The sequence below is a fragment of the Amaricoccus tamworthensis genome (assembly GCF_049800875.1).
Classification (GTDB): Bacteria; Pseudomonadota; Alphaproteobacteria; order Rhodobacterales; family Rhodobacteraceae; genus Amaricoccus; species Amaricoccus tamworthensis.
In genome coordinates this window covers 62,183-82,022 of record NZ_JBNAFV010000003.1, presented here as the reverse complement: position 1 = coordinate 82,022, position 19,840 = coordinate 62,183, and the positions used below count along the sequence as shown (strand labels likewise).

Sequence of the window (19,840 nt, the reverse complement as noted above, 5' to 3'; positions counted from 1 at the left end):
CCCGCCAAACTCCGGTCGGGACTATTCAGGTCCAGATTTACAGCATGTCCAGCGCGCGGGCATCCTCGGGCGCCCACGTGACGCGGGTGGTTTCCCCCACCGAAAGCTGGCCCGCGTCGGAGGAGTTAGGCACCTTTACCACGAATTCCTCGTTCCCGTGCACATTCAGCCGACACCGGATGTGGTCGCCGAGGTAAATCAGTTCGAGGACTTTGCCCTCGGTCGAATTTACGTCCTCGGCCGCGCCGATTCTCACCCGCTCAGGCCGGATGGACAGAAGCGTGTCAGATCCCGTGCCGCCGCAGTTGACGGCAAGCGCCTGGCAGGCTTTGCCCGACGGCAGGGCAACAGTGACGATATCGCCCTCGCGCGATTCCACCTTGGCGGGCAGTTTGTTGTTTTCACCGATAAACTGCGCCACGAAGCTGTTGTCGGGGCGCTCATAGAGGTCCTGCGGCGTGGCAAGCTGTTTGATGATCCCGTCATTAAACACCGCCACTCGGTCCGACATGGTAAGGGCCTCGGACTGGTCGTGGGTCACGTAGACAACGGTGATGCCAAGCCGCTCGTGCAGATGCTTGATCTCATACTGCATATGCTCGCGAAGCTGTTTATCGAGCGCGCCAAGCGGCTCATCCATCAGAACGAGATCCGGCTCGAACACCAGGGCGCGGGCCAGGGCGATGCGCTGCTGCTGCCCGCCCGACATCTGGGCCGGACGGCGGGAGCCGAACTCACCCATCTGAACCATCTCAAGAGCCCGTTTGACCTTTTCCTCGCGTGTCGCGGCACTCATTCCGCGCACCTCGAGGGGGAAGGCGAGGTTTTCCTCAACCGTCATGTGAGGAAAGAGGGCGTAGCTCTGGAACACCATGCCGATACCGCGCTGATGCGGTGGAATGTTGTTTATGGGCCGTCCGTTCAGAAGGATCTCGCCATGCGTCGCGGTCTCAAACCCCGCAAGCATCATCAGACAGGTCGTTTTTCCCGAGCCCGACGGGCCCAGCATGGTCAAAAACTCACCTTTTCCGATCTGGAGATTAAGGTCCTTTACGACGAGGGTTTCACCGTCGTAGCTCTTCTGAACATGATCAAATACCACAAAGGCGTCGTTGCCACTGTTGGCTGTCATGCTGATTCCCTGTTTAATGTCTGGACGTTAGGCCCATTTGACAAAAATCTAACCACAACAGGTCTCAGGATGCAAACCGGCATTCCCTCAAACCGGTTTAAATCCGACAGCTGCACTGCCTGCCATCGTTAACGAAATCTCTGCCTGTTTTTTGATCATTGCCGGATTCGGAACTTTTTCCCGCTGACCGCGTATTGCAATGTATGCTCCGAGCAAATTTACTGAACTCGCGACAAAGTCAGGGGGAAGGCGGATTCGAAACTTCAACGAAATGTATGACGGCGATGCCATACGCCCGGCATACGAAAAGCTCGACCAGTGGGTAAAGAACACACCACCCGAGGTGCTGCTCCAGAAGAAAAAAGAGGCCGAGGCCCTTTTTCGGCGCATCGGCATCACATTCGCCGTCTACGGCGAGGGCGGGGACACGGAACGTCTGATCCCGTTCGACATGATGCCCCGGGTGTTCACCGAACCGGAGTGGCGGAAACTCGAAAGGGGCGTGAAGCAGAGGGCGCGCGCGCTCAATGCGTTTCTGCACGACGTCTACCATCGCGGCGAAATCATCCGCGCGGGAATTATCCCGGCCGATCTGGTTTACCGCAATGAGGCCTATGAGAACGCGGTGGTGGGAATTGATCCCCCGGCCGGCGTTTACAGTCACATCGTGGGCATCGACCTCGTGCGTACCGGCCCGGGTGAGTTTTTTGTTCTTGAGGACAACTGCCGCACACCGTCGGGTGTCAGCTACATGCTGGAAAACCGCGAGATCATGATGCGCATGTTCCCGGAGCTTTTCCGGACCGCGCGTATCGCACCCGTGGACAACTATCCGAATCTGCTCCGACGCACACTGGCCTCCGTTGCACCGCGCAAGACCGAGGGGGATCCGGTCAGCGTTCTGTTGTCGCCGGGTTCGTTCAACAGCGCCTATTACGAGCATTCCTTCCTCGCGGACCAGATGGGTATCGAACTGGTCGAGGGTCAGGATCTTTTTGTTAAGGGTGATTTTGTTTACATGCGGACCACCCAGGGCCCGCAAAAGGTTGATGTGATCTATCGCCGCATTGACGACAGCTTCATTGATCCCCTGTGTTTCCGGCCGGATTCCATGCTTGGTGTTCCGGGCCTCATGAACGTATACCGTTCGGGCGGCGTGGCCATTGCCTCGGCACCAGGTGCGGGCGTGGCCGACGACAAGGCGGTCTATATCTACGTTCCGGAGATGATCCGGTTCTACCTCGGCGAGCAGCCCATCCTGAACAACGTCCAGACCTACAAATGTGCGGATCCCGACGACTGCAAATACGTCCTAGAGAACCTCAAGGACCTCGTGGTCAAGGAGGTGCACGGCTCGGGCGGTTACGGAATGCTGGTGGGGCCGAGGTCCACGGCGGAGGAGGTCAGCAACTACGCCGACCGCATTCGCGCGAAACCCGAGGAATTTATCGCCCAGCCGACGCTTGCGCTGTCCACCTGTCCGACATTCGTCGACGAGGGCATCGCGCCGCGGCACGTGGACCTGCGCCCCTACTGCCTCGTTGGCAAGGAGGTGCATCTGGCGCCAGGCGGCCTGACGCGTGTCGCGCTGACCGAAGGCTCGCTGGTGGTGAATTCCAGTCAGGGCGGCGGGGTCAAGGACACCTGGGTACTGGCGGATTGAGGGGGTAACATGCTCAGCCGCACGGCAGAGAACTTGTTTTGGATCGGGCGTTACATGGAACGCTCGGAAACGATGGCCCGGCTGCTTGAGGTCGGATACCGGATGTCGCTTATGCCCTCGACGGGCGCGGGCAACCGCAACGAATGGGAATCCCTCGTTGTGGCGGCCGGATCATCCGCCGGCTTCCGCGACAAATACGGCAGCGGCGAGGTGAAGCAGCGGGATGTGGAATCCTGGATGTTTTTCGACCGCGACAACGGGTCGAGCATTATATCCTGTCTGGAAAACGCCCGGCAGAACGGCCGGGCGGTCCGGACCGCGCTGACCACCAGTATGTGGGATGCGCTCAATTCCGCATATTTGGAACTGCGGGAACTCGAACGGACCCCACGCTCGGAACTGGCTTTGCCGGAACTGTGCGACTGGACCAAACGTCAGAGCGCGCTCTTCCGCGGGGAAACCGAAGGCACTCATCTTCAGAATGATGGCTACGATTTCTACAATCTCGGCGCCTATATCGAGCGGGGCGACAACACCGCGCGTATTCTGGACGTGAAATACTATATCCTCCTGCCGACCACGGACACGGTCGGGGGCGGTGTGGACACCTATCAGTGGTCGACGCTTCTGCGGTCGCTTTCGGTCTTCCGGTCTTTCCACTGGTCCTATGGCAGCGAATACAGCCCGCGCAAAATCACCGATTTTCTGATTTTCAATCGGGCCTGCCCGCGGTCGCTCCTGTTCAGCGCCAACCGGGTTGGACTGCATCTGGACCGACTCTCCGCTGCCTACGGCTCGGAATCGCCCGCGTGCCGCAACCTTCAGAAAATGCTGACCGAACTGTCCACCACGACGCTTGATCATGTCATTGAGGAAGGCCTGCACGAGTTTCTGACCCGGTTCATCAACGACAACGCGACCCTCGGTCAGAGCGTCGCCGACAGCTATCTCTTTGGGGTACAGTAATGCGTCTTAACGTGAGACATTCGACCGTCTACGAATTTGACGCTCCGATGCGGTTCGTAACCCAGTGTCACCGTCTGACGCCGTCCGATTCCGCCTCCCAGAGGGTGATCGAATGGGACATTGCGGCGGAAGGTGCTGAATTCGGTGCGGATTTCGTGGACGGCTCGGGCAACCACATCTCCACAATGACCGTGGAAGGCCCGGTCGAACGGATCGAGATCGTCGTGACCGGTGTTGTTGAGACCAATGACACCTCAGGCATTCTGAAGAACCACCGCGAGATCACCTCGCCACGGGTGTTTCTTCAGCCGACATCCCTGACCCAGTCCTCCCGTCAGTTCGAAGACCTTCTGGAGGACGCGGTCGCCGATATCAGCGGAAGCGATCACCTGGCCCGCGCCCATGCCATCGCCGCCGCCGTGACGGCCTCGATCAAATACACGCCGGGGGCCACGGATGCGCAGTCCACGGCGAGCGAGGCACTGGAAAAGGGCGAAGGCGTCTGTCAGGACCATGCCCATGCGATGATTGTCATGGCCCACCTCGCCGGTATGCCGGCCCGCTACGTGACGGGGTACCTTCTGTCCGGGGCCGATGGCGCGCCGGAGGAGGCCAGCCACGGCTGGGCGGAGCTGTTTATCGACGGTCTGGGCTGGATCGGCTTTGACCCCGCCAATGAATGCTGCCCCGACGACCGCTACATTCGTCTGAGCTCGGGGCGGGATTCTATTGAAGCCGCCCCGATTCGTGGTGTATCGCGTGGAGGAGGTGGGGAAGCCATGGACGTTTCGGTCATGGTGTCCGCACAGCAGTAGTGGTTCCGGAGAAAATTGGCGTATGACGTACTGTGTTGGTCTGCTCCTTAACGCGGGGGTGGTTATGCTGTCCGACACGCGTACAAACGCTGGTATAGACAACATCTCCACCTACAAGAAGATGTATGTGTTCGAGGATCCGGGCGAGCGGGCCATCGTCATGCTGACGGCCGGAAGCCTGTCGGTGACACAGACCGTGATGGCTAAACTGCGCCACCGCATGGAGGATCCCGACGCCTCCCCGGACCAGTGCGTCATGAAGGCGCCCAGCATGCTCGCCGCGGCAGAGATCGTTGGCAAAACCCTCAACGAGGTCAGCGTCTCTATCGGCGGCCTGATGGGCAGCATGAACCAGTCCGCATCGGCCACGATCCTGCTCGCGGGTCAGCGGCGGGGCGGTCAGATGCGCCTGTTCCTCGTCTATCCCGAAGGCAATTTCATCGAGGCCACCGCCGACACGCCATTCCTTCAGATCGGTGAACACAAATACGGCAAACCGATCCTCGACAGGGTTGTAACACCCGAGACGACGCTGGAGGACGGCCGCAAGGCTGCGCTCCTGTCGATGGATTCCACACTGCGCTCGAACCTCTCGGTTGGCATGCCGCTCGATCTCGCGGTGATCCCGCGCGACCAGCACCTGGTTGGCTATTGCGAGCGGATTGAGCCGGGTGATCCCAACTTCTCGGCCATGTCGGATGCCTGGAGCGAGGCGCTGAAGAACTCGTTTGTCAATCTTCCCGAATGGCGCATCCAGGACGAAGACCAGCCCTAACTTCCCGCTGGCATTGATCTTTCTATGAGTCGTGACCAGTAGGACGCGCCATAGGGAATGGCGTTGTCGTTGAAGTCGAACTTCGGATGGTGCCAGGCTGCACTGTCGCCGTTGCCGATGAAGATCATGGTGCCGGGCCGCTCGTTCAGCATGAAGGAGAAATCCTCCGAGCCCATGCCCGCGGGGAAATTCGGCTCCACATTCGCAGCGCCCGAGATTTCAGAGGCCACGTCCACGGCAAACCGGGTCTGATCGGGCGTGTTGACCGTGGCGGGATAGCCGTGCCGGTATTCGACCGTGGCCTCAGCCCCGAATGCCGCGGCGGTGGTCTTTGCGATCTCGACGATGCGCTTTTCCAGCATCTTCTTGACCTCCGGGTCGTGACTCCGGGCCGTGCCGCTCATTTCCACGTTTTCCGCGATGACGTTGGTGGCGGTGCTGTCGGTCGAGATATTGGTGACGGAGACCACGGCGCACTGCATCGGATCTGTGTTGCGCGATACGACGCTTTGGAGTGCGATGATGATGTGGCTGGCGATCAGCGTCGTGTCAACGCAGAGATGGGGCAGGGCACCATGGCCGCCTTTCCCGCGCACATGGATGGTGAAATCGTCGGACGCTGCCATGATCGAACCCTCACGGGTGGCAAAACTGCCGACCGGAAGTCCGGGCATGTTGTGCATCCCATAAACCTCCTGGATGCCAAACCGCTCCATCAGCCCGTCCTCAACCATTTCCCGGCCACCGCCACCACCTTCCTCGGCGGGCTGGAAAATCACGATGGCCGTGCCGTCGAAATTCCGCGTGGCGCAGAGGTATTCAGCCGCGGCCAGCAGCATCGAGGTATGGCCATCATGTCCGCAGGCATGCATCGCACCGGGCGTTTTCGACGCGTGTTTAAGGCCCGTTTCCTCAACTATGGGCAGGGCATCCAGATCGGCACGCATTCCAATCACGCGCCCCGAGCCTGTTTCCCGGCCACGGATAACCCCCACAACGCCGGTTCGGCCCAGGCCGGTTACCACCTCATCGCAGCCGAATTCCCGCAGCTTCTCCGCCACCAGCGCGCTGGTGCGGTGGGTTTCGAACATGATCTCGGGATGCATGTGCAGATCCCGCCGCAATTCCGCGATGGCGGTGGCATTGTCAGCAATACTGTTGATAACAGGCATGGTGCTTCCGGTAATGATTGGGTCGGCCAAATGTTGCACCCAAACGGGTGCAGTGACCAGAAGAAATCCCTGATTTTTGAGTGCTCAGCCGCGCACACCGCGTTTGAGGAGTTCATCAATCCGTGACCCCGGAACGGTGTCGGACATTTCTCCAAAACTGCCGGTCTCAAGCATGGCGGTCGCCGCCGAGACCAGCACGCTGTGGGTTGCGCGGGCGAGCGCCGAGCCGAGGCTGATGCGGGCGGCCCCGGCCTCCGCAATCGCGTCGCGGCCCATCTGCGCAACGGCCTCCACCGCCAGCACGTTGACCGGCACCGAAACGCTGGAGCAGACGCGTTTCACTGCCGCCGCGTCGGGCAGGACGGGAATATAGACCGCATCGGCTCCGGCCGCCTCAAACGCCTGAATGCGCCGAATGGCCTCATCAAGGTCATAGGCGCCGGTCATTACACCATCCGCCCGGGCCAAAAGAACGAAATCCCGCGGCAGGGCCCGCGCCTCCGCCGCGGCGGCTTTGATACGCTCAACCGCGAGGTCGAAGTCATAGGCCTCCGCGCCGGGCAGGCGGATATCCTCGATCGAGGCACCGGCCAGACCGGCCTCGCAGGCGAGCCTGACGGTTTGGGCCACGCCATCCGGTGCGTCCGCATATCCGTTCTCCAGGTCCCCGCTCACGGGCAGGTTCGTGGCGGCCACAAGGTCGGCGGAGTGAATGAGCGCCTCCTCAAGAGAAATGCGGGCGCCATCCGGCAGACCCCGCGTGAAGGCAAACCCGGCGGAGGTGGTTCCAATGGCCTCCGCCCCGAGACCGGCAAGCACCCGCGCCGATCCCACATCCCAGGCGTTCGCGAGAATGAAGGGATTGCCCGGTTTGTGCAGGGCGCGGAATACGGGTCCTGGATCGTGGCGCATGGTTGTGTCCCCCGGTTGTTTGGACGCGACCTTCGCCAACCGCCGCCGGTTTGGCAAGCGGCAAGGCCTCACGGGAGACTTGATTGCCATGCGGCTTTGGCCCATAAGCTTTGGCATGAACAGGCAGACCACTCGCGCGATTTCCATTATTTGCTGCTGACACCAGTCACGCGGCGCGCTTCTGCATTCCCATCCCCGGACACATGTGATAGCCCGCCGCGCGCAAGCCGGATGTAGGACACATGACAAAGATCAGGTTTCAGAACACCAGAACCCGCCGCAAGGACGCGTTCAGTCCCATCGATCCCAGCGATGTGCGCATGTATGTCTGCGGACCAACGGTTTATGACCGCGCCCACCTGGGCAATGCGCGTCCTGTTGTGGTTTTCGATGTGCTGTTTCGTCTGCTGCGCCATGTCTACGGCGCGGATCACGTCACCTATGTGCGCAATTTCACCGACGTTGACGACAAGATCAACACGCGTGCGGCCGAGACCGGGCGGCCGATCCGCGACATCACGGACGAGACGATCCAGTGGTATCTCGACGATATGGGCGCGCTGGGCGCATTGACGCCGACGCATATGCCACGGGCGACGGAATACATTCCGCAGATGATTGCGATGATTGAAACCCTGATCGAGCGCGGCCACGCCTATGAGGCGGAGGGCCATGTGCTGTTCGATGTCACGTCCGATGGCAACTACGGCTCACTTGCCCGCCGGTCGCTTGATGACATGAAGGCCGGTGCGCGGGTGGAGGTGGCCCCCTACAAACGCGACCCGATGGATTTTGTGCTGTGGAAGCCCTCAACCGGTGATCAGCCCGGCTGGGACAGCCCGTGGGGCCATGGCCGTCCGGGGTGGCATATCGAATGCTCCGCCATGGCGTTCGACCTGCTCGGGGAGAGTTTCGACATTCACGGGGGTGGCAACGACCTGACATTCCCGCACCACGAAAACGAATGCGCCCAGTCCCGCTGCGCGCATCCGGAGGGCGGTTTTGCCAATGTCTGGCTCCACAACGAGATGCTTCAGGTCGAGGGCCGGAAAATGTCCAAGTCGCTGGGCAATTTCTTCACCGTTCGCGACCTGCTGGATCAGGGCATTCCGGGTGAGGTGATCCGTTTCGTGTTCCTCGGTACGCACTACTCGAAGCCGATGGACTGGACGGCGAGGAAGGCGGTCGATGCCGAGGCAACCCTGCGCAAATGGCGCAAGATGACGGATGGTGTGGCCGCCGGGAATGTCGCACCTGCGGTGCTCGATGCACTGGGTGATGACCTGAACACGCCCGGAGCCATGGCCGAACTGCACCGCCTCGCGGCGGGTGGCAATGCGGCGGATCTCAAGGCGTCCGCCGGTCTCCTGGGGATTCTTGATGAAACGCTCGGGGAGTGGGCCGCTGCGCCGGACGCCGGAGACGCCGTTGCCGCGCGTATTGAGGAGCTATTGGCTGCTCGGACGCAAGCACGGTCCGACCGGGATTTCGCACGCGCCGACGCCCTGCGCGACGGGTTTGCGGCCGCTGGAGTGGTAGTCAAGGACACGCCGGAGGGACCGGTTTGGGACCTCGGTCCCAAATTCGACCTCTCAAAACTGGAGGGCCTGTGATGTGGATGGAATTGAATCCGGCTGGATTTTCAACGGTTCGAGGAAATATATCCGCGGATATAATCGCCTTTAGGTTGTGTGAGTGCGCGTCAGGAACGCGAAAGAGCCGCCGCGCTCAGGCGACCCTGGTCGGGGTTAATGACCGGAGGTTGCCGTTGTGACCCGCGAACGCCTTTACATATACGACACGACACTCCGCGACGGACAGCAGACGCAGGGTGTGGATTTTACGGCTGAGGACAAAACCGTCCTGGCGACTGCATTGGATGCGCTGGGAATTGATTATGTCGAGGGTGGCTGGCCCGGAGCCAATCCGACCGACAGCACGTTTTTTGAAAAAGCGCCAAGGCTGGAGCGGGCGACATTTGCCGCCTTTGGCATGACCAAGCGGTCGGGGCGGTCGGCTGCGAATGATGACGTGCTGGCGGGTGTGGTCAATGCGGGCACGCCGGCGGTTTGCATCGTTGGCAAGTGCCATGAGTTTCACGTTGAGACGGCGCTGGGCATTCCGCTGGAGGAAAACCTCACCAACATCCGCGACTCCGTGGCGCACCTCGTCAGCCTTGGCCGTGAGGCGCTGTTCGATGCGGAACATTTCTTCGACGGATACCGCGCCAATCCGGGCTATGCGCTTGAGTGCCTGAAGGCGGCGTATGAGGCTGGCGCGCGCTGGGTGGTTTTGTGTGACACCAATGGTGGTACCCTGCCGCATGAGGTGGCGGAGGTGACGGCGGCGGTCATTGCGGCTGGAATTCCCGGCGACCATGTTGGCATTCACACCCACAATGACACGGAAAATGCCGTAGCCAATTCTCTGGCTGCCGTGGATGCCGGGGCGCGGCAGGTTCAGGGGACGTTGAACGGACTGGGCGAGCGGTGTGGCAATGCCAACCTGGTCAGCCTGATTCCGACGCTGCTTCTAAAGGAGCCCTATGCCTCGAAATATGAGATTGGGGTAAGCCGGGAACGCCTCGGTGAGTTGACCAAGCTGTCGCGCACGCTGGACGGTATTCTGAACCGCGTCCCGAACCCGGCGGCGCCTTATGTGGGGGCCTCGGCATTTGCCCATAAGGCGGGTTTGCACGCCTCGGCCATTCTCAAGGATCCACGTACCTATGAGCATGTGCCGCCAGGGGTGGTCGGCAATGAGCGTATCGTGCCGATGTCGAACCAGGCCGGGCAGTCGAACCTGCGCAAGCGTCTGATGGAGGCGGGCATTGAGGTGGCGCCTGGCGATGAGCGCCTTGCCGCAATCCTGGCTCAGGTGAAGGAGCGCGAGGATCACGGCTACGCCTATGACGAGGCTTCGGCCAGTTTTGAGCTTCTGGCGCTGCACCTGCTGGACCGGCTGCCGCAGTTTTTCCATGTGGAACGCTACCGCGTGATGGTTGAGCGGCGGGAGAACGCCCTGGGGCAGATGGTGACGGTGTCCGAGGCCGTGGTGGCGGCGCGTTTCGGGGACGAGCGGGCCATGAATGTCTCCGAGAGCCATGACCCGGTTTCGGGCGCGGATCAGGGACCGGTCAATGCGCTGTACCGTGCTTTGGCCAAGGATCTGGGGCCGTATCAGAGCCATATTGATGACATGAAGCTGGTGGATTTCCGGGTTCGTATTACCGGCAGCGGCACGGATGCGGTGACCCGTGTTCTGATCGACAGCGAGGAGGGCAGTGGCCGGCGCTGGTCCACGGTGGGTGTGTCGGCCAATATTGTCGATGCGAGTTTCCAGGCACTTCAGGATGCCGTTGTGTGGAAACTGGTCCACGACGGGGCCCCGGCTCTGGGCAGGCCAAAATCCATCCCGGCCGAATGAGCGAAACCGACTATGAGGCTCTGGTCGAGCGGGGCGATCCGGACCGGTGGCGGACCGTCGCGGCCGCGCCGGAGGACAAACGTGCCGGGCTGCTTGCGCTTTATGGCTTCAACCTGGAGATCGCCCGCGCGCCCTGGGTCGCGTCGGAGGAAATGCTGGCGCAGATCCGGCTGCAATGGTGGACGGATGCGGTTGAGGAAATTTACGCCGGAAATACCCCCCGACGGCATGAGGTGGTGGAGCCGCTCGCGCGGGTGATCCGGGATGCGGACCTTCCCAAAGCTCTGGTGCAGGAGATGATCAAGGCGCGCCTCGTCGATGCGGGTGTGGAGACGCTGGACGACCGAAGTAATGTCGACCGCTACGTTCACCGCAGTTATGGGCATTTGATGGTGTTGGCCGCGAGCCATCTTGGGGCGTCGGATGAGGCGTTGCTGACGGTGCGCGATTTTGCCTGGGGTGCAGGGGTGGCGGCGTTTTTGCGGGCTCTTCCGGAACTGGAGAACCGCCAGCGCAACCCGCTGCCGAGCTCCGTGTCGATTGGTGATCTGGCGGCGTCGGGGCGTGAGGCGATCCGGCGGGCGCGGGTCAAGCGTGGGGTGGTTCCAGACACGGCCATTGCCGCGCTCGCGCCTGGATGGCTTGCGGAAAAACGGCTGTCGATGGCCGTGGCGAAGCCCGATGCGGTGATGACCGAGGGGCTGGAGGTCTCGGAGTTTCGCGCCCGCGTGGGGCTGTTGTGGACGGTCGCGAGCGGTCGCTGGTGACCCTTGGAGGGGTTTAGACCCGCGACTGCTTTACCCGAATGGCCAGCCAGACCAGTGAGGCGCCGGCCAGTGTAAGCATTGGAATCATCGCCAGATTCACAGCCTGCCAGCCGGTCTGCGCGTTGCCGCCGGAACAGTTCATCAGGCCGCCGGAAGTGAGGGAGGCGATGCCGACGCAGCCGAATACGAAGAAGTCGTTCATGCCCTGAACCCTTCCACGCTCCTCGGGACGGTGGTGCGCCGTCAGAAGGGACGTTGCGCCGATATAGCCGAAATTCCAGCCTATTCCGAGCAGGACAAGGGCGATGAAGAAATCCGACAGTTCCACGCCGGAAAGTCCTACGATGCCAGCCCCCATGAGGATCACGAGACCCACCGCGATGATGCGTTCGACACCGAACCGGTTGATGAGGTGCCCGGTGAAGAAGGAGGGTGCGAACATGGCCAAAACGTGAGCGCTGACGACATCGGCAGCGTCGGAGGTGCCAAATCCGCAGCCCACAATCGCAAGCGGCGTCGAGGTCATGACCAGGTTCATCAGTGCGTAGGCCACCATTCCGCATATCATGGCGACCGCGATATGTGGGGTGCGGATAAGCTCCAGATAGCCGCGCGCCCTAGGACTGTCGGCCGTGGGGCGGGGTGGTTTGGGGCTGTGCAGAAGGAAAAAGAGACCTGCGCCGACCACGTTGAGACCGGCGGCCGCAAGGTAAGCGCCGGCGAAGGGAACCGGGGCCAGGGCATCCGTGGTGAGTTTGACGAGCTGTGGCCCGATGATGGCGGAGGCCAGTCCGGCGGCCATGACCCATGAAATGGCTTTGGGCCTGAAGGCGTCATCCACACCGTCGGTCGCGGCAAAGCGGTAAAAGCCCTGTGCTGACATGTAGAGGCCGCTCAGGAGCGACCCGGCCAGAAGCAGCCAAAACGATCCGACCCAGAGGGCAAGGGCACACAGACAGGACCCGGTCGCGCCACCGGCGGCGCCGATCAGGAAGCCGGCCCGGCGGCCGTATTTCTGCATCACGGATGATATGACCGGGGCCGAGGCCATCGAGCCGAATACGATCAGGGTGATGGGCAGAGTGGCAAAGCACAGAACCGGGCTGAGAATCTGTCCCGCGAGACCGCCGAGAATGAAGTTGATTGGCATTTGACTGCCGAGCAGCATCTGCGCGGCTGCAAGCACCCAGACATTGCGGATGGCGGTGTTCCGTTGACCGGGAGAGGGCAGATCGGCAGTGGTCATGAGCCGCTTCTATCCCCGGGGAACGGGTTTTCCAAGATATTCAATTGTGTGCATTACAATTCCGTCCGAAACCCTTGCCATCCGTGGGGTTTCCGCATTTGCTGCAGGGCAGCAGGGAGAATGCGTTGCCAGGACGGATCATTGAGACGGACGCGGATGTGGCGGAAGGTGCCGCCTGGCTGGCCCGTCTTGATCCGCGGTTTGCGATGGCGCTTGAACGTACCGGGCCTCTGCCCCTGCGACGGAAACCGGACGGGTTTGCCGAGCTTTTTTCCGCGATTGTCAGTCAACAGGTGTCGACCGCTTCGGCGCGGTCGATCTGGGGCCGGGTCGAGGCGATGGGGGCAACGAGCGCGGGAGCGGTTCGGGACTGCACGGATGATGACCTGCGGAGCTGCGGACTGTCGCGTCAGAAAATCGCCTATGCCAGAGCCATTGCGGAAAGCGGTGTGGATTTTGACGGGTTGCGGGACCTGCCGACTGAGGAGGTCATCGCGACGCTGGTGCGGATCAAGGGGGTCGGGGTCTGGACGGCGGAGATTTACGCCATGTTCAGCCTTGGTCGCGCGGATGTTTTCGCACCGGGGGATCTGGCGCTGCAGCAGGCGGCGCGCAGTCTTTTTGACCTCGACGGGCGGCCGACCGAGAAGGTGCTGCGGGAAATGAGCCTTGCCTGGTCGCCATGGCGATCGGTGGCCGCGCGGCTGCTTTGGGCCTGGTACCATATTGAACACAAACGGGAAGGAATACGATGACGGAACTCACGGGACCGGAGCGGGCGGCGGCGTCCGGGCAGGAGGACAGCCTGGTCATCCTGCTCCACGGATATGGGGCTGACGGCAATGATTTGATTGGTCTTGCGGAGCCTTTGGCCCCACACATGCCGAACACGCGGTTTGTTGCGCCGAATGCGCCGGAACGCTGCGTGAACAATCCCATGGGGTATCAGTGGTTTCCGATACCGCACATGGATGGATCGAACCCGGCTGATGCGGCGGCGTCAGCAGCGAAATCCTTTGATCTGTTGAACGGCTATCTTGACGGGGTCGAGGCGGCGGGGATGCCGCCGGAACGGACCATTCTTCTCGGGTTCAGTCAGGGCACGATGATGTCGCTGCATGTGGCACCGCGCCGGGCCAAACCCTTTGCTGGTGTGATCGGGTTTTCCGGACGGCTTCTGAATCCGGAAAACCTCGCGGCTGAAATCGTGTCGAAGCCGCCGGTTCTGTTGATCCATGGCGATGCGGACCCGGTGGTGCCGGTGTCCAGCCTGCCGGAGGCGGCGGATGCGCTGACCAGGCTGGAGGTCGAGACCTACACCCACATTTCAAAAGGCACGGCGCACGGAATTGCCCCGGACGGGCTGGGTTTGGCTCTTCAGTTCTGCGCGATGAAGCTGGGTATTGAGTTGCCAGGATAGGGGGCTAAAGTGCGCTGTTTGTCATAAAATTGTGCATCGCGTCGAATAGCGTTGCGATAATTTCAAATTGCGCCCCTATCCAGGGGCTTGTTTGGTACGGAAGGCGAGATATAGTGGATTTATGGGCAGGACGGTAAAACCATCCAGGCTGTGTGTCCCGATCCCGCCCCTGCTACGGGAGTACACATGCTTCAGAGCTCCAATACCCCTGGGCTGATCCGACAGCCCGCTGGTCTCAGGGATCATCCCGCGCTTGTTCTGAACGCGGATTACAGACCACTTTCCTATCTGCCGCTGTCGCTCTGGACGTGGCAGGAGGCGGTCAAGGCCAAGTACCTCGACCGGGTCATGGTGCTGGCCGAATATGACACCGCGGTGCATTCGCCCTCGACGGAGATCAAAATCCCCTCCGTGGTTGTGCTGAAAGAATTTGTTAAACCCGCAAAATCAACGGCTTTCACACGTTTCAACCTGTTTTTGCGCGATGAGTTCACCTGTCAGTACTGCGGTGCGAAGGACCAGTTGACCTTCGATCACGTGATCCCGCGCAGCCGTGGTGGTCGCACCACATGGGAAAACGTGGTTGCGGCCTGTGGTCCGTGCAATCTGCACAAGGCGTCTAAAACCCTGCGTCAGGCGGGTATGAGCCTGAACCGCAAGCCGGTGCGTCCGACGCCGGATTTCCTGCAGAATGTGGGTCGGAAATTTCCTCCGAACCATCTGCACGAGAGCTGGATGGACTTCCTTTACTGGGATGCGGAACTCGAGGCGTAGGCCCGAAGCCACAGAAACCCGAGGATCAGGCTGGCCAGACCGTTCCAGCTCGCCATGGACAGGCCGAACATCTCCCACGCGATCTGGTCGCAGAGGACCGGTGGTGTCTGCATCAGACGGTCGAGCAGCTCTCCGGAGCTCAGGTTGGACGCATCCGGAGCGGTGCAGCTTTCCGGGCCTTTCCACCAGCCACGCTCTATCCCGGTGTGCCAGGCCGCGACGCCTGCGCCAACAAACATCGCGCCCGCGCCGAGCAGGGCGAAAAAGCGCACGGGGAGAAGAACGATCAGCACCGCAAGGGCTATTGCCACCGCATGGGGCCAGCGCTGCGTGATGCACAGAGGACAGGGGGCCATACCGCCGATATACTGAAACGCAAAGGCTCCGAGCAGCAGTATGAGGGAGCCAATAGCGGCGCCGAGACTTCTTCGCTGAAACCCGTTCAATGGATAAACCCCAGAACTGCGAACCCGCCGATCAACGCGATGACGAAGAGGGTGAACATAAGACCGAGCCTACGCTCGATGAAATCACGAATGGGTTCCCCGAATTTCCAGAGCAAAGCTGCAATGACGAAGAAACGCAGGCCGCGGGCGATCAGGCTTGCAACCATGAAGACGCCAAAGTTCAGCCCGGTGCTGCCGGACAGGATCGTGATGACCTTGTACGGGAAGGGAGTGACACCCGCGACGAGAACCGCCCAGGCGCCCCATTCATTGTAAGTTGCTGAAAACTCCGCAAATCGGGCGTCCTTGCCGTAAAATTCCAGCACGGGCCGGCCGACCTGTTCAAAGAGACCGTAGCCGATGTAGTAGCCGAATGCTCCGCCGAGAACCGAGGAGATGGTGCATATCCCGGCGATGAGCCAGGCCCGGTGGGGCCTCGCGATTATGAGCGGGATCAGCAGGACATCCGGCGGGATCGGAAAGACCGAGCTCTCGATGAAGCTGACAATGGCCAGTGCCCACAAGGCGTATGGCGTGGCGGCGAGCGAAATCGTCCAGTTATACAGTCCGCGTAGCAATTCATTCACACCTTGTCCGGATAATGCCTTGGTACGACCACGTCCGGCGGTGTTCGTCAAGAAGCAGAATCCCCTGTTTCCGGTCTGCACCGGTCGCAAATTGAGAGAGTTGCCACATGACTGATATGCCCGGCATTCGCGGGTTGTCGAACCGAAGATCGTCGCGGCTGCTTGTCATTCTGACGGCCGCGGTTGCGTTGGGCATTGGTGCCGCGGGATTCTTTTTCCGTGCGCTGGAAGTTGAACCCATGCAGGAGCTTTCGGCGGGGCAGGCGGAATCGGTCGGGCGCTATATCGGCGTCGTGTTTGATGACAATGAGCGCAGCTGGGCGCGGTGGTTTGATAAACAGGGTCTTGAGCCGCTCAAACGGCCGGAGCAGATTCTCTATTCCAACGTTCAGCCTTCGCCATGTGCGGGGGCCGTGCCGGCTTCGGGACCATTTTACTGTCCTCTGGACAACACGGCCGGGTTCGATCTTGTGTTCATGAGCGGTCTGCGCGGTGAGCTTGAGGAGCGTGGCGAGATGGGAACCGCGCTGGTTGTGGCCCGTGTCTATGCCCGCCATGTTCAGGATTCGCTTCTGTCCGGCAGGAACAGCAGCGAGGAAAACCGCGCCAACATGCTGCAGGCCGACTGTCTTGCCGGCGTCTGGGCCGGGCAGGCGCAGGGGCGTCTGGGGCACGTGCCCGACGGGTTCTACGGTGAGGTCTTAGGAGAGGCCCAGTCCATGTCCGGTGAGGAGGCCCGTTCACCCTTCAGTCCCGCGCTTAACATGTTTGCGCGGGCACAGGATGCAAGTCGTGACGATGCCTTCGTGCTGGGCCGAAAAACCCAGGATCCAGTGTCCTGCCTCAATCTTCGCTAGGCTGACCGTTCCGCTTCAGGAGCCCTGATCCCGTTCGAGCGGTTCGAGCGCGCCGCGCCGTGGGGTGCCGTCAGGCTGCACGGGCAGGGCAATCCGCACGCATTTTGCGGGATCTTCCATGACCCAGGCATTGCCCTGGTAATCAACCGTGCTGGAGCCCTCGTCCCTGCGATCGTCCAGCCCCTCGTTTTCTCCGGCGAGGGCCACGCCGTAGCAGCGTACCTTGGACTGTGCGAAGGCGGGTGACGCCGCTGCCAGACTTGCCGCAGCGACGACAAGTGCCGTGACCGCAAAAAATCCCTGGCTTCCAGGTTGTTGTTTCCAGTTCAATCTCACGTTTGTTCCCGCCCTGTCTGTCTTCGTATGAGTTTTCCGCCGGTTATCCGGAAACGGAAATAGCTTCCACACCGCTAACCTGGTGCGGACGCCAACCGCGTTCAAGCCCCGAGTTGCGCAGCGGGACAGGAGTGGGAGCGATTGGGGAATTTCATAGCCTGTTGCATTTTGAGGCAGGCGGCGGGGTATGGCCTCAATACAACGCAGGCGGGATTATTTTAACGCTAATACAACCGAAAACATTGCATTTGTCGCGTATTTGAGCGACTTAATCGCATAGGTTGTTCACCGCGGCAACCGGGAAACGACAAACACTGCGCACTGGTTGAAAACAGTCCAGAGCCCAACTGCCAGAGGATCGCATGAACTTCTCCCTAAAACCCGCAGCAGTTGTTCTGGGCGCCATGATCGCAATACTTCCCAGGGCCGAAGCGGGCGAGGGGGGCAGCAGCCACTATTTTCCCGGTAGTTACGGGGACTTTCTCGTTGCCAAATGGCCAACGAACAAGAGCGTGATCGTTCGAAACGACCTTTTTCTGTTCGACGGCGATGCCGATGCGATTGGCATGAACAGTGTCGCCACCGCCGAGGCGGATCAGGAAATCTGGCTCAATCTTCTGAAGGTCGGCTACTACTCGGATGCCGAGATATTTGGGGCCCGCTACGGCGCGGCACTCGTTCTGCCCTATACGTTCGGGATGGAAGTCGACGCGCTGGTGTCGACGCCGCTCGGTGACATGGACATGTCCAGCGACATTGACGGCTGGTGCGATCCCTATCTGGTTCCCGTGCGCCTGAACTGGTCGCAGGACCGGCACAACACGACGTTTGATCTGGGCGTGTTTGCCCCCTGGGGCGACTACGATGCGGAGCGGAGTGTTAATCTGGGCCGGAACTACTGGTCGGTGAACCCGACCGTGTCATACACGTACCTCGACCAGGACCTGGGCTGGGAGTTTTCGACCACGGTTGGAATGACCTGGAACATGGAAAACCCGGAGACCAACTATACCAGTGGAGCGGAGTTTCAGCTCGACTGGCTGGCCGGACGTCATATCTCTCCTACGACAGCCATCGCGCTCAACGGTTACTGGTTTGAGCAGATCACCGATGACGAGGGCGATCCCGGCGCGGTGCCCGCCAATGGTTTCCGCGGCCGCTCAGTGGGTATTGGCCCGGCGATCATGAAATCCTTCACGGTCGGCGATACACCGGTCAGCGTGATTGGGAAGTGGCTTTACGATGTTGAGGCCAAAAACCGCATTAAAGGCAATACCGTCATGATTTCCGCGGTGGCTGCGTTTTAGGGCTAAGACCCTTACTTTCGATCCTGCTTGAACGTGGGCTCATTCGCATTGCATGTTGTGATGTGGGGAATTCGTGTCGGGTTGCAATGAAATCAATCATTCACATCGGTATGCCGAAAACAGGAACGACTGCTCTGCAGACCGCTTTGTACCGGTCGCGAGAATATCTGCTCGGCCATTCGATCCTGTATCCCCGAAATGATTTTCCCGGGCCATTCACCAATCACGCATTACTGGCAGCGTCCTTGCTGGAGGATGACGGGATGCCACGGTACATGCGCAACCGGGGGCTGTTCAGGCGGAAAAGCATGTCAAGGTGCCTGGATACGCAAATTGCTGGATATCAGGAACAGGTCGCACGACATCAACCGGATTGCGTGATCTATTCGAGCGAATCCCTGTTCCGCCGGATCGATGGAGGCAGGTATGCCCGGGTGCGGGACGTCCTGAGCAAACTTGGCCCGGACCCTGAGCTTGTTGCATGGCTGCGGAAGCCTTCGGAGCATTTTCTTTCCGCGCTTCAACAGAAATTCAAGGGATCGCACAGGATCAAAAAACCCCGTGCTCCATCCTATCGTAGCGTGCTCAACGGGTGGTCACAGTGTACGGGAAGGCCGGTGACCGTTCATCTGTTTGACAGAAACTCGATGGTGAACGGCAGTGTGGTCGATGACTTCTGCCATCATTATTTGAGTGACTTTGATGTAGCTGCGGACAGTCTCGACCGTGGGCAGTTTGTCAACGAATCGCTAAGTGCCGAGTCCATGGACATTCTGGCGCGCTACAGGGCGCGTTTCCACGCAAGCCGCGATGACATATTTACCCCCGATACCAAGCTGCTCATCAGGGCTTTGGCAAAGGCCGACAGTATTTTAGAGGCCGGGAAACCGCGTTTGAAACCAGGCGTCGCTGACCTGGTGGACTTCAGTCGTGACGATCCGCTGTGGCTTCGCGATGAATACGGGATCGAATTTCCGGATTTCGACTACGCCCGTTTGGAGCGCCGTGGTGCCAAGCCGGTGGCCAAAAAGGACTTTCTTCTGGAGGATCTCGTTTGGATTGATCGCGGGCTTGCGCTGGAGATCATCGATTTTCTTGTGTTCCGGTCCGCGTTTGCCCTGAATTTGCCTGGGTTGCTTTGGATGCGAACCACCCTAAGGGGTCAGATCCGGGCATCAGCGGCGGCGAAGCGTACCGTAAAACGCAACGGTCGCAGGGCCGCGGCTGAAAGAGCCTGAC

General features: G+C 60.6%; 20 protein-coding genes. 13 read left to right on the top strand and 7 right to left on the bottom strand.

From position 1 onward, the window contains the following. Nucleotides 1-37: 37 nt before the first annotated feature. Nucleotides 38-1,132: an ABC transporter ATP-binding protein gene (locus tag ACP15P_RS07655; RefSeq protein ID WP_424927875.1), complete on the bottom strand. Its 1,095-nt coding sequence runs from the start codon at nucleotides 1,130-1,132 to the stop codon at nucleotides 38-40. A 271-nt stretch (nucleotides 1,133-1,403) separates the two neighbouring features. Here ACP15P_RS07655 and ACP15P_RS07650 point away from each other — a divergent pair, with 271 nt between their 5' ends. Genes ACP15P_RS07650 through ACP15P_RS07635 form a run of 4 tightly spaced genes read left to right on the top strand, consistent with a single transcriptional unit; the run spans nucleotide 1,404 to nucleotide 5,351 of the window. Next, on the top strand, nucleotides 1,404-2,795 hold the full coding sequence (locus ACP15P_RS07650) for a circularly permuted type 2 ATP-grasp protein (protein ID WP_424927874.1): 1,392 nt from the start codon (nucleotides 1,404-1,406) through the stop codon (nucleotides 2,793-2,795). A gap of 9 nt (nucleotides 2,796-2,804) precedes the next feature. Continuing rightward, nucleotides 2,805-3,761 (top strand): alpha-E domain-containing protein, encoded by a 957-nt coding sequence (locus ACP15P_RS07645; RefSeq protein ID WP_424927873.1) that lies wholly within the window; start codon nucleotides 2,805-2,807, stop codon nucleotides 3,759-3,761. Further along, nucleotides 3,761-4,576 (top strand): transglutaminase family protein, encoded by an 816-nt coding sequence (locus ACP15P_RS07640; protein ID WP_424927872.1) that lies wholly within the window; start codon nucleotides 3,761-3,763, stop codon nucleotides 4,574-4,576. The genes ACP15P_RS07645 and ACP15P_RS07640 overlap by 1 nt, the downstream gene beginning before the upstream one ends. A gap of 22 nt (nucleotides 4,577-4,598) precedes the next feature. After that, nucleotides 4,599-5,351, top strand: a complete 753-nt coding sequence (locus ACP15P_RS07635; RefSeq protein ID WP_424927871.1) for a proteasome-type protease — start codon at nucleotides 4,599-4,601, stop codon at nucleotides 5,349-5,351. On the opposite strand, the gene ACP15P_RS07630 is transcribed toward ACP15P_RS07635, so the two are convergent. Then, nucleotides 5,348-6,523 (bottom strand): M20 aminoacylase family protein, encoded by a 1,176-nt coding sequence (locus tag ACP15P_RS07630; RefSeq protein WP_424927870.1) that lies wholly within the window; start codon nucleotides 6,521-6,523, stop codon nucleotides 5,348-5,350. The two genes, ACP15P_RS07635 and ACP15P_RS07630, sit on opposite strands and share 4 nt — an antisense overlap. Nucleotides 6,524-6,607: 84 nt before the next feature. Next, the gene (locus tag ACP15P_RS07625) at nucleotides 6,608-7,435 is read right to left on the bottom strand and encodes an isocitrate lyase/PEP mutase family protein (protein ID WP_424927869.1); all 828 of its coding nucleotides are present in this window, start codon (nucleotides 7,433-7,435) and stop codon (nucleotides 6,608-6,610) included. A 242-nt stretch (nucleotides 7,436-7,677) separates the two neighbouring features. On the opposite strand from ACP15P_RS07625, the gene cysS reads away from it, so the two are divergent. The 3 genes from cysS to ACP15P_RS07610 all read left to right on the top strand — a co-directional run bounded on the left by cysS (nucleotide 7,678) and on the right by ACP15P_RS07610 (nucleotide 11,628). Continuing rightward, nucleotides 7,678-9,048 (top strand): cysteine--tRNA ligase, encoded by a 1,371-nt coding sequence (cysS, locus tag ACP15P_RS07620; protein ID WP_424927868.1) that lies wholly within the window; start codon nucleotides 7,678-7,680, stop codon nucleotides 9,046-9,048. A 157-nt stretch (nucleotides 9,049-9,205) separates the two neighbouring features. Then, on the top strand, nucleotides 9,206-10,861 hold the full coding sequence (gene cimA, locus ACP15P_RS07615; RefSeq protein ID WP_424927867.1) for a citramalate synthase: 1,656 nt from the start codon (nucleotides 9,206-9,208) through the stop codon (nucleotides 10,859-10,861). Continuing rightward, on the top strand, nucleotides 10,858-11,628 hold the full coding sequence (locus ACP15P_RS07610; protein ID WP_424927866.1) for a squalene/phytoene synthase family protein: 771 nt from the start codon (nucleotides 10,858-10,860) through the stop codon (nucleotides 11,626-11,628). Before cimA ends, ACP15P_RS07610 begins: the two co-directional genes overlap by 4 nt. A 13-nt stretch (nucleotides 11,629-11,641) precedes the next feature. Here the strand turns inward: ACP15P_RS07610 and ACP15P_RS07605 are convergent, their stop codons facing one another. Then, the gene (locus ACP15P_RS07605; RefSeq protein WP_424927865.1) at nucleotides 11,642-12,874 is read right to left on the bottom strand and encodes an MFS transporter; all 1,233 of its coding nucleotides are present in this window, start codon (nucleotides 12,872-12,874) and stop codon (nucleotides 11,642-11,644) included. 125 nt (nucleotides 12,875-12,999) lie between these two features. Between ACP15P_RS07605 and ACP15P_RS07600 the strand changes: the two genes are divergently transcribed. The 3 genes from ACP15P_RS07600 (at nucleotide 13,000) to ACP15P_RS07590 (ending at nucleotide 15,068) form a co-directional block, all read left to right on the top strand. Then, nucleotides 13,000-13,629 carry a DNA-3-methyladenine glycosylase family protein gene (locus ACP15P_RS07600; protein ID WP_424927864.1) on the top strand — a complete coding sequence of 210 codons (630 nt, stop codon included), beginning with the start codon at nucleotides 13,000-13,002 and terminating at the stop codon, nucleotides 13,627-13,629. Continuing rightward, on the top strand, nucleotides 13,626-14,294 hold the full coding sequence (locus ACP15P_RS07595; protein WP_424927863.1) for an alpha/beta hydrolase: 669 nt from the start codon (nucleotides 13,626-13,628) through the stop codon (nucleotides 14,292-14,294). The genes ACP15P_RS07600 and ACP15P_RS07595 overlap by 4 nt, the downstream gene beginning before the upstream one ends. A gap of 186 nt (nucleotides 14,295-14,480) precedes the next feature. Then, nucleotides 14,481-15,068, top strand: a complete 588-nt coding sequence (locus tag ACP15P_RS07590) for an HNH endonuclease (protein ID WP_424927862.1) — start codon at nucleotides 14,481-14,483, stop codon at nucleotides 15,066-15,068. Here ACP15P_RS07590 and ACP15P_RS07585 read toward each other — a convergent pair. Together ACP15P_RS07585 and ACP15P_RS07580 are read right to left on the bottom strand one after the other, a co-directional pair. Then, complete coding sequence (locus ACP15P_RS07585; RefSeq protein ID WP_424927861.1) at nucleotides 15,041-15,514, bottom strand: disulfide bond formation protein B; 474 nt, start codon at nucleotides 15,512-15,514, stop codon at nucleotides 15,041-15,043. The two genes, ACP15P_RS07590 and ACP15P_RS07585, sit on opposite strands and share 28 nt — an antisense overlap. Then, complete coding sequence (locus ACP15P_RS07580) at nucleotides 15,511-16,092, bottom strand: YqaA family protein (RefSeq protein WP_424927860.1); 582 nt, start codon at nucleotides 16,090-16,092, stop codon at nucleotides 15,511-15,513. The genes ACP15P_RS07585 and ACP15P_RS07580 overlap by 4 nt, the downstream gene beginning before the upstream one ends. A 116-nt stretch (nucleotides 16,093-16,208) precedes the next feature. Here ACP15P_RS07580 and ACP15P_RS07575 point away from each other — a divergent pair, with 116 nt between their 5' ends. Continuing rightward, nucleotides 16,209-16,958, top strand: coding sequence for a neutral zinc metallopeptidase (locus ACP15P_RS07575; protein WP_424927859.1), 750 nt, complete (start codon nucleotides 16,209-16,211; stop codon nucleotides 16,956-16,958). A gap of 15 nt (nucleotides 16,959-16,973) precedes the next feature. On the opposite strand, the gene bufA1 is transcribed toward ACP15P_RS07575, so the two are convergent. Beyond that, complete coding sequence (gene bufA1 / locus ACP15P_RS07570) at nucleotides 16,974-17,288, bottom strand: BufA1 family periplasmic bufferin-type metallophore (RefSeq protein WP_424927858.1); 315 nt, start codon at nucleotides 17,286-17,288, stop codon at nucleotides 16,974-16,976. A 368-nt stretch (nucleotides 17,289-17,656) separates the two neighbouring features. Between bufA1 and ACP15P_RS07565 the strand changes: the two genes are divergently transcribed. Next, nucleotides 17,657-18,601 (top strand): SphA family protein, encoded by a 945-nt coding sequence (locus ACP15P_RS07565; protein WP_424927857.1) that lies wholly within the window; start codon nucleotides 17,657-17,659, stop codon nucleotides 18,599-18,601. Nucleotides 18,602-18,687: 86 nt separating this feature from the next. After that, entirely contained in the window at nucleotides 18,688-19,839 is a 1,152-nt protein-coding gene (locus ACP15P_RS07560; protein WP_424927856.1) for a hypothetical protein, read from the top strand. Nucleotide 19,840: the final 1 nt, after the last annotated feature.

Excerpts from the sequence above, each read along its gene's own strand:
- ACP15P_RS07655 (WP_424927875.1), bottom strand. The coding sequence starts at position 1,132 with ATGACAGCCAACAGTGGCAACGACGCCTTTGTGGTATTTGATCATGTT.
- ACP15P_RS07650 (WP_424927874.1), top strand. The coding sequence starts at position 1,404 with ATGTATGACGGCGATGCCATACGCCCGGCATACGAAAAGCTCGACCAG.
- ACP15P_RS07645 (WP_424927873.1), top strand. The coding sequence starts at position 2,805 with ATGCTCAGCCGCACGGCAGAGAACTTGTTTTGGATCGGGCGTTACATG.
- ACP15P_RS07640 (WP_424927872.1), top strand. The coding sequence starts at position 3,761 with ATGCGTCTTAACGTGAGACATTCGACCGTCTACGAATTTGACGCTCCG.
- ACP15P_RS07635 (WP_424927871.1), top strand. The coding sequence starts at position 4,599 with ATGACGTACTGTGTTGGTCTGCTCCTTAACGCGGGGGTGGTTATGCTG.
- ACP15P_RS07630 (WP_424927870.1), bottom strand. The coding sequence starts at position 6,523 with ATGCCTGTTATCAACAGTATTGCTGACAATGCCACCGCCATCGCGGAA.
- ACP15P_RS07625 (WP_424927869.1), bottom strand. The coding sequence starts at position 7,435 with ATGCGCCACGATCCAGGACCCGTATTCCGCGCCCTGCACAAACCGGGC.
- cysS (WP_424927868.1), top strand. The coding sequence starts at position 7,678 with ATGACAAAGATCAGGTTTCAGAACACCAGAACCCGCCGCAAGGACGCG.
- ACP15P_RS07610 (WP_424927866.1), top strand. The coding sequence starts at position 10,858 with ATGAGCGAAACCGACTATGAGGCTCTGGTCGAGCGGGGCGATCCGGAC.
- ACP15P_RS07605 (WP_424927865.1), bottom strand. The coding sequence starts at position 12,874 with ATGACCACTGCCGATCTGCCCTCTCCCGGTCAACGGAACACCGCCATC.
- ACP15P_RS07595 (WP_424927863.1), top strand. The coding sequence starts at position 13,626 with ATGACGGAACTCACGGGACCGGAGCGGGCGGCGGCGTCCGGGCAGGAG.
- ACP15P_RS07590 (WP_424927862.1), top strand. The coding sequence starts at position 14,481 with ATGCTTCAGAGCTCCAATACCCCTGGGCTGATCCGACAGCCCGCTGGT.
- ACP15P_RS07575 (WP_424927859.1), top strand. The coding sequence starts at position 16,209 with ATGACTGATATGCCCGGCATTCGCGGGTTGTCGAACCGAAGATCGTCG.
- ACP15P_RS07565 (WP_424927857.1), top strand. The coding sequence starts at position 17,657 with ATGAACTTCTCCCTAAAACCCGCAGCAGTTGTTCTGGGCGCCATGATC.
- ACP15P_RS07560 (WP_424927856.1), top strand. The coding sequence starts at position 18,688 with ATGAAATCAATCATTCACATCGGTATGCCGAAAACAGGAACGACTGCT.